General features: G+C 59.6%; 15 protein-coding genes. 7 read left to right on the forward strand and 8 right to left on the reverse strand.

Features of this window, described 5'->3' with window-relative positions:
• Positions 1-50 precede the first annotated feature (50 nt).
• The 7 genes from A4R29_RS32165 to A4R29_RS34405 all read left to right on the forward strand — a co-directional run bounded on the left by A4R29_RS32165 (position 51) and on the right by A4R29_RS34405 (position 4,607).
• The gene (locus A4R29_RS32165) at positions 51-521 is read left to right on the forward strand and encodes an Hsp20 family protein (protein WP_063174043.1); all 471 of its coding nucleotides are present in this window, start codon (positions 51-53) and stop codon (positions 519-521) included.
• Positions 522-594: 73 nt separating this feature from the next.
• A complete protein-coding gene (locus A4R29_RS32170) occupies positions 595-1,104 on the forward strand; it encodes an Hsp20/alpha crystallin family protein (RefSeq protein ID WP_013525023.1) in 510 nt (169 codons plus the stop codon).
• Positions 1,105-1,175: 71 nt separating this feature from the next.
• Positions 1,176-1,943 (forward strand): NADH dehydrogenase ubiquinone Fe-S protein 4, encoded by a 768-nt coding sequence (locus tag A4R29_RS32175; RefSeq protein ID WP_063174044.1) that lies wholly within the window; start codon positions 1,176-1,178, stop codon positions 1,941-1,943.
• Between the two features lie 12 nt (positions 1,944-1,955).
• Complete coding sequence (locus A4R29_RS32180) at positions 1,956-2,279, forward strand: hypothetical protein (protein WP_063174045.1); 324 nt, start codon at positions 1,956-1,958, stop codon at positions 2,277-2,279.
• Positions 2,280-2,303: 24 nt separating this feature from the next.
• Positions 2,304-2,678, forward strand: coding sequence for an SPW repeat protein (locus A4R29_RS32185; RefSeq protein ID WP_395316767.1), 375 nt, complete (start codon positions 2,304-2,306; stop codon positions 2,676-2,678).
• A 507-nt stretch (positions 2,679-3,185) separates the two neighbouring features.
• Entirely contained in the window at positions 3,186-3,566 is a 381-nt protein-coding gene (locus A4R29_RS32190; protein WP_063174046.1) for a DUF982 domain-containing protein, read from the forward strand.
• Between the two features lie 642 nt (positions 3,567-4,208).
• A complete protein-coding gene (locus A4R29_RS34405) occupies positions 4,209-4,607 on the forward strand; it encodes a hypothetical protein (RefSeq protein WP_145923812.1) in 399 nt (132 codons plus the stop codon).
• Here A4R29_RS34405 and A4R29_RS32200 read toward each other — a convergent pair.
• The 8 genes from A4R29_RS32200 to A4R29_RS33885 all read right to left on the reverse strand — a co-directional run bounded on the left by A4R29_RS32200 (position 4,604) and on the right by A4R29_RS33885 (position 12,768).
• Positions 4,604-5,059 (reverse strand): hypothetical protein, encoded by a 456-nt coding sequence (locus A4R29_RS32200; protein ID WP_244507003.1) that lies wholly within the window; start codon positions 5,057-5,059, stop codon positions 4,604-4,606. The genes A4R29_RS34405 and A4R29_RS32200 overlap by 4 nt on opposite strands.
• Before the next feature lie 1,172 nt (positions 5,060-6,231).
• Positions 6,232-6,393, reverse strand: a complete 162-nt coding sequence (locus A4R29_RS33875; RefSeq protein ID WP_244507004.1) for a hypothetical protein — start codon at positions 6,391-6,393, stop codon at positions 6,232-6,234.
• A gap of 267 nt (positions 6,394-6,660) precedes the next feature.
• Complete coding sequence (locus A4R29_RS32205; protein WP_024505611.1) at positions 6,661-6,861, reverse strand: hypothetical protein; 201 nt, start codon at positions 6,859-6,861, stop codon at positions 6,661-6,663.
• An 89-nt stretch (positions 6,862-6,950) separates the two neighbouring features.
• Positions 6,951-7,895, reverse strand: a complete 945-nt coding sequence (locus A4R29_RS32210; protein WP_024505610.1) for a Csu type fimbrial protein — start codon at positions 7,893-7,895, stop codon at positions 6,951-6,953.
• A 14-nt stretch (positions 7,896-7,909) separates the two neighbouring features.
• A complete protein-coding gene (locus A4R29_RS32215) occupies positions 7,910-10,321 on the reverse strand; it encodes a fimbria/pilus outer membrane usher protein (protein WP_063174048.1) in 2,412 nt (803 codons plus the stop codon).
• Positions 10,293-11,012 carry a fimbrial biogenesis chaperone gene (locus A4R29_RS32220; RefSeq protein WP_063174049.1) on the reverse strand — a complete coding sequence of 240 codons (720 nt, stop codon included), beginning with the start codon at positions 11,010-11,012 and terminating at the stop codon, positions 10,293-10,295. The genes A4R29_RS32215 and A4R29_RS32220 overlap by 29 nt, the downstream gene beginning before the upstream one ends.
• A 23-nt stretch (positions 11,013-11,035) precedes the next feature.
• The gene (locus A4R29_RS32225; RefSeq protein ID WP_024505608.1) at positions 11,036-11,530 is read right to left on the reverse strand and encodes a Csu type fimbrial protein; all 495 of its coding nucleotides are present in this window, start codon (positions 11,528-11,530) and stop codon (positions 11,036-11,038) included.
• Positions 11,531-12,135: 605 nt separating this feature from the next.
• Complete coding sequence (locus A4R29_RS33885; RefSeq protein WP_082827660.1) at positions 12,136-12,768, reverse strand: hypothetical protein; 633 nt, start codon at positions 12,766-12,768, stop codon at positions 12,136-12,138.
• Between the last annotated feature and the right edge of the window lie 192 nt (positions 12,769-12,960).

The raw sequence follows: 12,960 nt of genomic DNA on the forward strand, positions 1-12,960 counted from the left end.
AGGCTCTTGGCGCCTCCTATGATCCATGTTGCTCAAAGGAGGATGTGGTTATGAACCTCGATTTTACCCCCCTGTACCGGTCCAGCATCGGCTTCGACCGCATGGTCGACATGCTTGAAAATGCGAGCCGTGTGGCCTCGTTCGACAACTGGCCGCCCTACGATATCGCCAAGGTTGATGATGATGACTATCGCATCACGATGGCGGTCGCCGGTTTCTCGCAGGACCAGCTGACCATCACTCACCAGCCCAACATGCTGGTCGTGAGCGGGTCGCAATCCGGCGATGAGAACGACCAGTATCTCTACCGCGGCATCAACGGGCGCGCTTTCGAGCGTCGGTTCGAACTGGCCGATCATGTCAAAGTTGCTGGCGCCAGCCTTGAGAACGGGCTGCTGAGCATCGATCTCAAGCGCGAGGTTCCCGAGGAGATGAAACCGCGCAAGGTCGAGATCTCCAGCGGGGCTCCCATGCCGAAGATCGAAGCCCCCAAGGTCGAGACCGAGAAGCTGGCGGCCTGAGCAATCCACGATGAAGGCATCGCTTGAGCCGGGCGTCCGGCCCGGCTCACAGACCTACGAAAGGAGAAAGACAATGAGCGTACGTGACTTGATCCCATGGGGCCGGGGCAACGGAAACTCGGCGCCCAGTCTCTTCCCTGATGGAGATCGAGACCCCTTCGTCTCCCTCCACCGGGAGGTAAACCGGCTGTTCGATGACGCCTTCCGCAGCTTCGGCGCCAGACTGCCGGCCTTCAGTCCCTCTTTTGCCGCCACTTGGCCCAGCGTCGAAATTTCCGACACGGACAAGGAAGTCCGCGTCACGGCGGAAATACCCGGCCTGGACGAGAGCGACATAGAAGTCCTGCTGGACAACGGGGCGCTCAAGCTTAAAGGCGAGAAGCGTTCCGAGACCGAGGACAAAGACCGGCAGTTCTCCGAGCGCTTCTACGGTCGCTTCGAGCGCCTCATTCCGCTCGGCTACGAGGTCGAGGAAGACAAGGTCAACGCCGCCTTCAAGAACGGGGTGCTGACCGTGACCTTGCCCAAGACCGAGCGGGCGCAGGCGAAGGCCAAGCGGATCGCAATCAACGGCAAGAACTGACGCACGGCAGTATGAGCAGCGGCCGTCACGGCCGCTGCTCGTACCACCCTTCATGATGGGAGGGACAGACAATGGAGACAGTTCAAAGCAGCGACATCAGAAACCCAACAAGGACTTCCGGCCGGCCGGACAATGACAATCGGCCTCGTGTCGACGAACCGGCTTTGTCAATGGGGCGGTCAGTGTTTCCGGACGGCGTGACGGCACGGATCTACCAGCCATGCCGCTCGGCCACGACCTCGGCAAAGCCCCGCCAGGACTGGCGATTGATCTTCGAACCTCGCACAGCCCCGTTCATCGAGCCGCTGATGGGCTATACGGGCGGCCGGGACACCCTGACCCAGGTTCAACTGGATTTTCCGACGCTGGGGGCGGCGATCCGTTATGCGGAGCGCCAAGGCCTCAGCTACGTGGTGCAGGCTCCATCTTCTGGCTCTCAGGCCAAGGTCAGCAACAGGCAAGCATCGGAGGAGAGGCACGCCTTTTCCGACGTGGTTTGGCAACGGCTACAATTGGCATGGCTCCAGGCAAGCCACAACTATGGCGCTGGTGCACAGGCAGCGCACATACAGACGGCGCTTTCCGAGCCCGAGACATTCTATGCCTCTCCGATGGAGGTGGTGGATGACCCGGTACTCGCACCCGACGAGAAACGTGCCGTGCTCAAGAACTGGGCCTGGAACGAGTACCTGATCGACCTGGCCACCGCTGAAGGCATGCCGGAAAATGCACGTCCGACGCGATTGGACGAGGTTGAGCTCGCTCTGCTGGCCTTGGAAGGCAGTACCCAGAGATTCCAGACTCGGCTCAGCCCGGTACGATCCCGGATAGCCGCATGATTGGAGGCAAGGATGGACCCACTGATCGTCTTCGACGCCCAACGGACCATCCCGAACCCCTTCGCACTTGCGGTCTCGGCAGCAGGGCGGGCGCGCGCACTGGCGCGCGGCGCAGCGCCCCGGTTGGCGGCCAGCCCGAAGAGCCGGCCGCATCTCGCATTGAGTGAGATCGCCGGCAATGCGTTCGAACCTCGGGAGATCGAACCCTTCCTCCTGACTGAGCCGATCTCGCCGAAGGACTGCGTCCGTTTCAAATCCGGACCCAAGAAGCTTTGCGGCATCGGGCCGAACAGGCCCGCTGCCGCACCCGCCCTCGACTCAAGGGCGGTACATTGACGTACTGAAACGCAGGAAAGGAGAATGACGATGTTGAAGAATCTCGCTTCCGACAGCAGCAGGCCGGCGCTCGATGTCGTAAACATCCTTGCCGGCATCGCGCTGGCGCTCTCGCCTTGGCTCCTTGGCTATGCTGCCGATGCTGTTGCCGTCTGGCACGCCCTCATCGCGGGCGTAATCACCGTTCTGATCGCAGCGCGCGCGTTGGTGGCGTTCCACAAATATGAGGAATGGGCGAACCTTGTCGTCGGCCTGTGGATTGTGGCCGCACCTTGGGTGCTTGGCTTTGCCGGCCTGGCGGCAGCAATGTGGTCGCACGCCATCGCTGGCGCTGTGGTTGCTGCCCTGGCAGCAGCCAGCCTTTGGCTCGCGAATGACCGACCGCTCTCTGCAGCCTGATCATAGCCGCTGGCGGGTCCGACTCTTCCGGGCCCGCTCTTTTTTTCGCGAGACGATGCCGGCGGCGATGAAAGGCGTTGACGTGCCAGAATTGATGCGCTCGGTTTGACGACCTATATCCCGCGCTGTGTGGAGTGGCCGCAATGGACATGAGTAAAGGAAAACACAACGCCGCCTTCGCTGCGCTGATGCTCTTCCAGCTACGCAGCTCGTGACGCAAATCCAAATAGCCGGTTAGAGGCCTTGCTACGCGACGGCAAGATCGCCGACGTGCAGGTTGGTGGGCCGAGGGCCTCGCGGACAGACGCGCTGGCAGCGGGATGAGGTGCCAATTGCCAAGAGGCTGCTGGGCTCGGCCGGCCAATTCTCTCTTGAACTGAAAAGAGCCATTTCCAATATCCTCTCTGTGCCGAAGGCGTCACGCAGACCGGCATGTTTTGCCGAGGAATCATCCTCCGTCACCCGAAGAGACACAAGCGCCGCTTTAGGGCTTGAAGGGAGGTCACGATGGAGAGCGCTACGTTCAAACAGCCGATTTTCGTGCGAGATGACAGTTTCGTCCTCAAAAAGATCGGTTGCGTCATGGATGCCATAGAATTTCTGGAAGAATGGCCGGTCGAAAGGCGCGGCCTTCTCCACGGAGCGGCCTGTGATACATGCTACTCGGCGTATGATGGTCGCAAGTCGGTCGAGGCCGCGCACAAGGCGTTTGCGACCTGGGCACGCAGGGTGGGTGTGATCGAAGACGTTCCCTTGGCGCCGTCTTGGATGACAGGGCCGAAGATTGGCAGTGCACACGGACTAACCGTTAAAACTCTCTGCGGCGGCAATCACGCCGCCGCAGCAAACAATCTGCCACGCGCTCACGAGGAGGAGAGGCTCGGTTGACCAGATGACGGACGGGCTGCGCCGGCAACTCGCGCTATCGTATTCGGGGGGTCCGGACGATCGCCCTCCCGCTGCCAACCCCGATGAGCAAAGAGCCTTTCACATTTGCAAGCCGCAGCCGCCGATTGCAGCCCAAGCCGAACACAGGCCTTCACTGCACCAAAAAGTCCGCTACACATAAGGCATGGTGCATTCATGGCCTTGCGGACGGGCGAAGCCGTGAGGCGATACTCGCCCACGCCTCGACCAGTCACGGCACAGCGGATTGAGCGAGTACTCGACCGCGTCGCCGAAATCATTGTGGCACGAGGTGAGCATGGTGAGGCATGGCTCCCGTTATACGACCACTTGGAACGCGCCTTGCAGGACAACCGGGCGAAGGAAGAACGTCTTGCCGCAGTGCGTCAGCGGGTCATACGATCCCAGGATCGAGCGGCCACACGATCTTCATAGTTCCTGTTGCCACATCTTCATGTCGCCGTCCTCGCCATATTTCGGCCGGTAGATCGGGTAGCCCATCAACATGCGCCGAAGCTCCTCGCCGAGCCTACCGTTCTTCATGCGGTCTTCGAACGAGCGGCGCAGTGAATAGACAGTGTGTATTGTTCTCGGCGGCCGCCGACCGCGTCAACAGATGATGATTTGGCAGGCTCGCCTATCGTGCTCTCGGCTAGTCCGCAGGATCGTGCCGAGGAGCTCGGCGACCAATATCTCTGCGAGAGGTCGATAGACGAATCCCAGGGACTCGACGCGCTTGATGTGGATTTTCACCAGCATCAACGAAGCCCACAAAGCATTGTCAGCAGCCTCATGGAGATCTCGGGCGGTGCGCGCCTTTATCCGGTCTGTGTTGTCGAGGGCGCGGCGCACGAGCACGCAGCGCTCGTCGAGGTCCCTGACCTCTCCGGGCACACGGCGATAGTAATGGAAATGATCGCCCCTCCGTTGCAGGAAGCGGTCGGGATGATGCTGTCCGCGTCGTCTTCCCGGGCAGCAATTCAGGGCGCAGCAATCTGCGTTGCCCACCCACCCCCAGTTTAGCAGCCCTGTGCCTTCAGGGACCGGACCATGCGCACGACAACAGGCTCATATGGCTTCTTTTCCGATTTCCTGTAATCAATTGTGAAAAGCGCGGCGCGGTCGCCGCAGACCGTGATTGCGCGGACATAGCGGATCTCGCCATTCTTGACACCCGAATAGCTTGCCCATCTGGATGTTATGCGCCGATAGGTCAGTCGCCAACCGGACTTTTTGTCCTCTATCATGCGGTGCTCGATCTCGGCGCGAAAACTGGCTTTGCCCAATCGTGCGCCCCAAATGACTAGGGACGCTTCTCTCGGCCCCTGAAAAGCCGCGCCTTGATCCGAGTGCTGGGTGAGGACGAAACCTGGAGGAATATCGAATGTAAAGCCAAGCTGCCGGACGCCAAAGGGCTGCCATGCTTCGGCCCTTAGCAATGTGGTGCAATAGAGACAGACTGTAAGGCCCAGCAAGAAGTGTCGCATCGCTCTGATTTAGCGTCGGCTAACATGGCGACCAGACCGACATGGGGTCCGCGACGTAAAATGTGCAGTTCAAAGCGGGCTTCCCTTGGCGTCAGGGATGATCACTGAGGTGGAGCCGGAACTTACCTGATCCTTGAGCCGGCGAACCGATGATGCTGGAGGGGCTTTGAGCCATAGTGGTTCTAACTGTAGCCGAGCAAATGGCGAAGCCCAACTATCGGAGCTAGACGGTCCATATCATGCAAGGGCCGCCGCGACCCAGGCGATCGCGGGAGAGCCGCGCCGCTATTTCAGCCAAACTGTGTTCCATGGTCGAATTCTCCCCAGGTTGACCCCAGAGGACGGCGGGCGCAGACGTTCACGCGGACGGGCATCGACTGGTCATCGCTCGACACATGGTGCGCATCCCCCACAATCCACATCTCGGTAAGCGATTGGAGGGGTGGCCGGCGCCTGTGGCGGGTTTGTTGGGACGTTAGGCGCCGGCCGGGCGGGCGGGGGTGGGCCGCCGCAAGCACAAGCTAATATATACCCAACTCTGATGCCTATGGTGCTATCGCGCAATGGCCCTGACGGGCAGCCTAGGCCATGGGGCTTAGTTGCGGGATTACCGTTTTGCGCGTAGTTTGTAGATCTGGTTGTTTGGGTCCCTCCTTATGACCAGTGCCGGTCGGCACGGTCACCGTCACCCTTGCTTGGTAAACTGATCGTGCCGACCTACCCTTTTGACATAGAACCGCACCCCCTTTGGCAATTGAAGCGACTGGCGAACGGGCGGCATGAAACTCATCCGAATGGCGTCACGCTTCGTCGCTAGGCGATGTGTTGCCGCCGGATCAACGTCAACTGCGGTTCGAGCTGTAGCGCTGGGAGCAAGACGCCCAGGAGACCATTGGGCTGCGCACGCTGAAAGGACGGGTTACTCCCGACGCGGCGAAGTCAAATCCGAGGATCGCAAGGGCCTTCAGCTGTCTGCTCGCGCCGAGTCCCTGGGATTCGTCTATCGACCGCTCGCCGAGATCCTGGTCGCGGAGCCCCTCGATACGATCCTGCAGCGGGTAGAGAGCACGATAGGCGAGCCTGCCAAATCACCATCTGTCGATGCGGTCGGCGGGAAGATTGAAGCAACGGTTAGAAGTCACCTCGGGCGACCCTACGCTTCAGGTCAATGCCGTTCGCAGGCCAACCAGATCGTCGGCATGTCCCATGTCCAGACCTTCAGCCGGCGCGCCCCACGCATCAGCCGTCAGGCCGGTGAACACGTCGAACACCGTCCAGCTTCTACCTGGCTCTTGCCTTAAGTCGTACCGCTGCTGTGCCATGGGTCATTCGTTCAGCTTCCGATCCAGCTCGTCAAGCATGGACCGATGCTGCTCGGTCACATCCCAATCTGCTGGACCTCCCAGCAGTTGGCGGATTTGATGGCGCAGCGTCTCTGAAGTAATCCACGACCGAATGAGACGCGATGTAGCCTGCTGTTGCTCGGGAGAAAGCTCTTGCATGGTTGGCCCGCACGGTTAGACCGAGCCCAACCCCTTTGTGACCTTAATGGTTCCCGATGGATTGCCTGAAGAGAGTTGGAGCTGCAGCTACTCCGGCGCGACCGATAGAAAAAGTTCATCGCCGCGAAGGCCGGCTTTGTAGCGTGCAATCAGGCTTTCGGCAGCCGTCGTAGCTTCGGGGCTTTCGCGGTTAATGCCGCGCAGCTCACAAAGCATATCGAACAGCCCCTGGAGAAGAGACAGTTCCTCCGGCTCGAAGGTGCCGTTCGCGATGCTTGTTACCAGCATGATCCCTGCCCCTGCATTGGCCGGATCATTCGAGCGGGTCAGCTAAATGTCAATTCGGACCAAGGTCTTGTCGGAAAGGCCTTCATCGCTCAATAGGTCACAGTGACGACAACCGTGTCGGTGTATACGCCTGCGGAAGGAGTGGCCTGCGGCGGGACGCGACCATAAACCGTGAAGACTTGCGGGACCCCAGTTCCAGTTCCCGGCACTGTGCTGCCGGGCACGGAAGCGTCGCCCCAAGGCTGAGTTCGATCAGCATTCTTGTAGAGGCCATAGGTCACTGTTTCCACGCCTTTCGACATCTTGCGAGTTGTCGGCGGCGATCCTGTCGTGCCGCCATTCAGCGAGACCGTGTAGGCCGCTGCTGGTGTGCAGGTGACTGACACCTGGCCGGTGGCATCAACATTGCCGTCAAGTACCCCCTTTGATCCAAAATCGATGTTCTGCGTCGATACAAGGCAGTTGGCGGCGACCGTCGCATTGATGGTGAAAGTCGGATCAGCCGCCACCGTACCGGAGGCGGTACTGCAACTGCTGCCGGAGGTATAGCGATAGCGAAATTCGACCTGCGCACCGGAGAATGTCGAAAGGTAGGTTCCAGGTGGAACGGTTCCCTGCCCTCCGGCCACGGCGCCATAGATAGTCGCCGTTCCAGTGGCTGAGCCCAATACATTTGGGGTCAATGCCAGTGCCGGAGGGCGGGAAGCGTAGGCCCAGGCATAAGAACCCCAAACCACGCTGCGTGCCGAGTCGGAATAGAGCTGATAGTTGAGTGCGTTGGCTCCGCTAAACATCTGGCGGGCCGTCGCCGACGACGCGCCGCCTGTGCCGGCCGCAAGATGCGCACAGATCAGGATGCGCTGACCGACAATGCCGCTGCAATTCATGTTGATGGTCGCGGTCGTGTTGGTCTGACTGCCCGAGAGGGTGTCAACCAACCCGAAATTCATGTTCGAGACGCTGAAGCTGCAGCTTTGCGCCAAAGCGGACAACGGAAACATGGCAAAGGCCATGAAGATGACAAGACGGAGCATTCGTTCTCCCATGTTTACCTGCATGCCACGTCCTTGATTGCGACTTGCTGACCGGGTGCGGGCGTGTAGAAAAAATCGGCCTTGCAGGAGGTGCCATCCAGACGATCGATCACGACCGTGTTCTGTGCGCTTAAGCCTCGAATGTACGCCTCACCATCGTAGCCGATGACAAACTCTTCGGAGCCAGCCTCCATGCGCCCCTTCAGGCCGGCTTCCAAAGGGGTCCCTGTGCTGTCGACCAGAGTGACGACCGCTGCTTCGGGCGCTTCCGAAACGCCGAACTTCACCACGACCCCGCTGCGATCGGCTGGCATCACGACTTCCTTGGTTGCCGGAACGTCCGCATTCACTGGCAGATTCTTTGGATCGATGGAGACCGTGTTCGGTTCGTAGGAGTTAAGCCCGGGGACCAGGATGCGCCCTTGCCGATTGGTCTTTCCCACCGGCCTGTTCTGGAACTGGACGTCGACATCAGGAGCGCCGACTTCGACCACGGCGAAAGCATCGTCTATGCGATTTGTGGCAAAGACCCCGCCGCCTGCCACGGCAATCGCGCCATCCATTTGCGCAGTTGCCCGCACGTCCTTCCCGTATTGTTGGACGCCAGCCTCGAAGCGGGCGAAGCGCGCGCGATAGCTTGCTGCGGCCGACCGGTTGGGCGTGTCGCCTTCCGAGGTTCGTGCTCGCCAGCCAATGCTGCCGTCTTCCAACCGCTGCGACTTGGCGATGTCGGCGACGACATTCAGGCCGTCCGGTCCCTGCTCTATTCCCGTGGAAGCGGTGATATCGTCACCGAACGGAACCGATAGGCCGGCGAAGACTCCAAAGCCGCCGCTATCCTCAAGGTCGGTAAAGGCAGTGGCATAAAGGCTGCTTCGCTTGAATATCTGTTGGCTGTAGGAAAGGCCAACGATCTGGCTCTTCTGGCCTTCGGCACTTTCAAGATGCGTATAGGAGAGATTGAGGCTGGAAAAATCTATCGGCGCCGGGATGCTGAGCGTGAGCTGGTCTATTGCGCGAGGCACGCCCGTGCTGAAGATCGGCACGTCACCGGGCTCTGACAACGTCGGCTCTGCCGTCACCGCGGCGATGTCATCATAGTCGCCGAAGGCGCGTTGGATGCGACCGTAGATCGACCACCCTTCGTAGCTCATTTCCAGAGACGCGTTGACAAGCGAACCCGTGCGACCGTCCTGATGGCTGCCGGCGACGGCGACTGAGGCTGCGCCATATGGTCCAAGCGGAAAGGCGGCGCCTACACCACCGTTGATCAATCCTTCGCCGCCCTCGGCATGGCCCTCAAGCGTCAGCCAATTGGTGAGACCGTAGCGTGCGGTGGCGACCCCAAACACCCCGTTGGCGTAATCGTTGGACTCGGTGCCGAAGTTACGCCGTGGAAACCCGATCTCCGCCGAGAAATCGAGCAAGCCCTGTCCCAGCATGTCGCTGGAGGTATAGAAGGGGAGCCTCGTTGTGGTCTCGCGACCGAGGCTATCCCTCAACACGACCTGCGCTTCACCGGCTCCGGCAAAGACTGGCAAATTGGTGACCTGAAAAGGCCCGGCGGGAATCTCTCCGGTATAGGTGCGGACGTTCTGGGCATAGACTTCGAGGGTGGAAGGAACCGCAGCGGTTCCGCCGAAGGACGGCAGCGGCAGCGTGACCAGGTCCGACCGGAGCGCGAAGTTGCGCTGTGCTTGTATGCCACCGAGATAGACCGGCCGCGTCCAGGCCAGCCCGCCGGAAATGAAGTCCCCCGCCCTGTAGGTCATCATCCGTTCAGGGTCTGAATAGCTCCACGTCGTATTAAGCCGTGTGAAGCCACCGAACTCGCCATCGGAATAGCCGGCAATGAAGGATTGGTTGAGCGTGCCGTAGGGGCTGAACACGCGCGCATCAAAGGCTCCTGAAATTCCCTGAAACAGGTCAACCCTGTTCTCAACCAGGGAGTTGGAACTTGCGAAGAGAGAGTAGTTGAATACGCCGCCATAACCCGACTGCGCCTGAATACGATCTCCCTTCTCAGCGGCCTGAACATCGACGACGCGGGCGGCGCGCCCCTCGTTCGTGGTCGTGACAAAGAGGCGCTGCGTCGGCTCATCAATACGAAAGGCAACATCGGGCAGTTGGTCCAGCCTGACCAGCCCGTCCGCGTTTGCGCTATCTACGGGCTTCAGGCCGACCTGCTTCAATTCGTCCGGCGTCGCCGCCAGGCGCCCGTCGGGGAACTGCGTGAAGGTCCCTATCAGCTCCGTCGAAACGTCATTGATGAACACCTCGAGATAAAGGTCGCGACGTCCTGTTTGGTCCGGGGCGGGTTCCGCAATTTGAGCCTGCGGAGCCTGCGCGTTCGCCGGCAGGAAAGTTAGAAAGGTGCCTGCAGCGACGACCGCGATTCTACCGCCCTTTGATCGCAACCGGAGCATCAAATGGTCCAAAATCGCTCTGTGCCTTCAGCACCACAGAGCTTGCGGCCAGCGATTTGCTGCTGCCGATCGGCCATTGCATGGTGGCTCCGCCAAGAATGTAGCCGACAAGTCCGCTGCGACTGGCGACCTTCTTGCCGCCTTGCGTCAGATCGATGTTGGATAACCTCAGCCGGCTTTCACCATTGTTACGCGCCGTCAGAACAAGGCTGCGGCCCTTCCGCGACATGCTGAAGGACACGTCAGGTGCCTTGGAGTCGGGATTGCGAAAAAAGACCGGCACGGAATAGCGCAGCACCAGCGTCACGGTCCCAGCCTTCCTGCGCGATGGGTCGGGCAGCTCGTCTACAAGCAGGCGATAGCTTTCCTCGGTCTTCACTCGCGCCTTGCTGACGCGGAGCACGCGAACGGAATAGTCGGCATTCGGCCCGACCTGGGTCGATGGCGGGCTGGCAACCACGTCGGTGGTCGGCTCCAACTGCTCTACGCCGTCAGCCTGACGCCAACGGAATACGCGTATCTGCACGTTTATCGGCCGCTTGGCATCATTGTGCAGATTCAAAACTGCCGCGCTGTCGGGCGCAATCAACTCCAGGCTGGTTGGGGCCACTCTAAGGGAAGCGGCTGCCGAAAGGCTGACGCACAGCAAAAGGAGCGCTGCCGCCCCTACGCATGACTGCATGGGTCGCATGTCGTATCCTCCGTTTGGGAAGTTCAATATGTCACGGTTATCGCGACGGTATCCGTGTAGACGCCTGCGGCCGGCGTTGTTTGCGGCGGGACTCGCCCATAGACAGTCAGGTTTTGCACGTTGCCGTTTCCGGTTCCTGCAACCGTATCGGTGCCGACTGTGATCCCCCACGGCTGGGTGCGCCCAGTGTCCCTGTACAGCATGTAGTTAACCGTAGCGGCACCAGGGCCGGTCATTTTGCGAACTGCTACGGTCGCACCAGCACCCGCGCCTGCGCTCAGACCCACATTGTAGGTCTGACCGGAAGTGCACTGCACGCCGATGGTACTGGTTTGATCGGCATTGGCGTCGATTACGCCTTTTGAGCCGAAATCCAGATCGCTGGCGGTCTGAACCTTGCATTCGGCGGTAATGGTAATGCGAACCGTCATGTTGCCTGTCGCGACCGCCGCAAGGGCTGGGTCGGTCAGGGATGCCGCGGAAATGAGAGCCAAAAAGGCCGCGAGGCAGGCACGCATTCAGTGTGCTCCTTATCTTTCGGCTGCTCGCCAATGGCGATAACCGTCGAAAGCTCCCGACCCAAAATGCATTTGGCACAAATTCCGTTAAGATTCAACTAACATCTCAGAGACCGCTGAGCTCAACGCGTAAAGGGATATTTGCTGTTGCTAATGGTATCCGCAATTCAGTTAGGAAGTATTGCCGGAAATGACGATCCAATCATCACATATATTATACATTCGTGGAAATATACTGATCTTCAATTCACATGGTAAGATATCCCAACAGAAATCAAAGTCGGGTTTTCGTCTTAAAGTTTAGTTTAAATCTCCACATTAGCGCCAATGATATGTCGGCCACTTTCCAATTTTTTTGACGCCATTGGAATGGTATTTCTCCAGCGCTCACGGCAAATCAAATAATTTGGAGCACACTCGATATTAGCACGTCGTTCCCGTTTTCTTCACATTGGCGCTAATTGGAAGAAATGATGCAGCGTCAATTTAAACTAATGGCGGCAAAAAGCCCGTCACTTGCGGAAACGGGCTTTCTGACTGGCCAAAGGCAGGAGAGTGTCACACCGCCTTGCGGCTGGTTCGCACTTCCGTCCCGGCTGTTCTTTTTAGCGGCGGGAGATCAGCAGGCAAAGCTGGCGTAAGTCGCGATCGTAGGTCCCCTGACTGCCGAGCACGTCCACACAACGTTTCTTCATCCGTGCGAGTTGCGTATCCGACAGGTCAGCTACGACGTTGACCAGTCTACGATTGCTGGGATTAGAAGGATTGCTCGGATTGGAAGGGTTGGAGGGGCTTGTTTCAACGCCAACACCGGCATTGACACCATTGCCAACGCCCAGTCCGGCACCAACACCAATGCCGCTCGTGCCGCCCACAGTTGCGCCAACACCTGCCGTCACGCCGTTAGTGCCACCAACCGTCGCACCTGCCCCAGCATTGATGCCACTAGAGCCGCCGACGGAGGCGCCCAGACCGGCATTGACGCCGCTGGAGCCACCGACTGAGGCGCCTGCGCCAGCATTGCCGCCGCTCGAACCCCCGATAGACGCACCCGCTCCGGCGTCCACGCCGCCCGAACCGCCGATAGAGGCACCAGCACCGGCATTGATGCCGCCGCTACCCCCAACGGATGCGCCCGCACCGGCGCCAATTCCGGCGGCATTTGCCGGCATGCACAAAACTGAAATGATCACGCCACTCGCCAATGTTTTGGCAGTTCTCGCGAAGATACTAGCCATGACACTCTCCTGTGGTTGCCTTACGATGTGCAGCAAGCTTCGCCTGCCGCTCATATTAGTACGCGCTAAGGCGCCACCGAGTTGCACAATAGCCGGTATGATCCGGCGGTATAGTGTCCTGCGGATATAGGACAACGCTGATATTTTATTAAAATGCTTAAGAACAACTGTGGCTCGGTTGCCCCGGACGCG

This window comes from Mesorhizobium ciceri biovar biserrulae (genome assembly GCF_001618845.1).
GTDB classification, from domain to species: domain Bacteria; phylum Pseudomonadota; class Alphaproteobacteria; order Rhizobiales; family Rhizobiaceae; genus Mesorhizobium; species Mesorhizobium ciceri.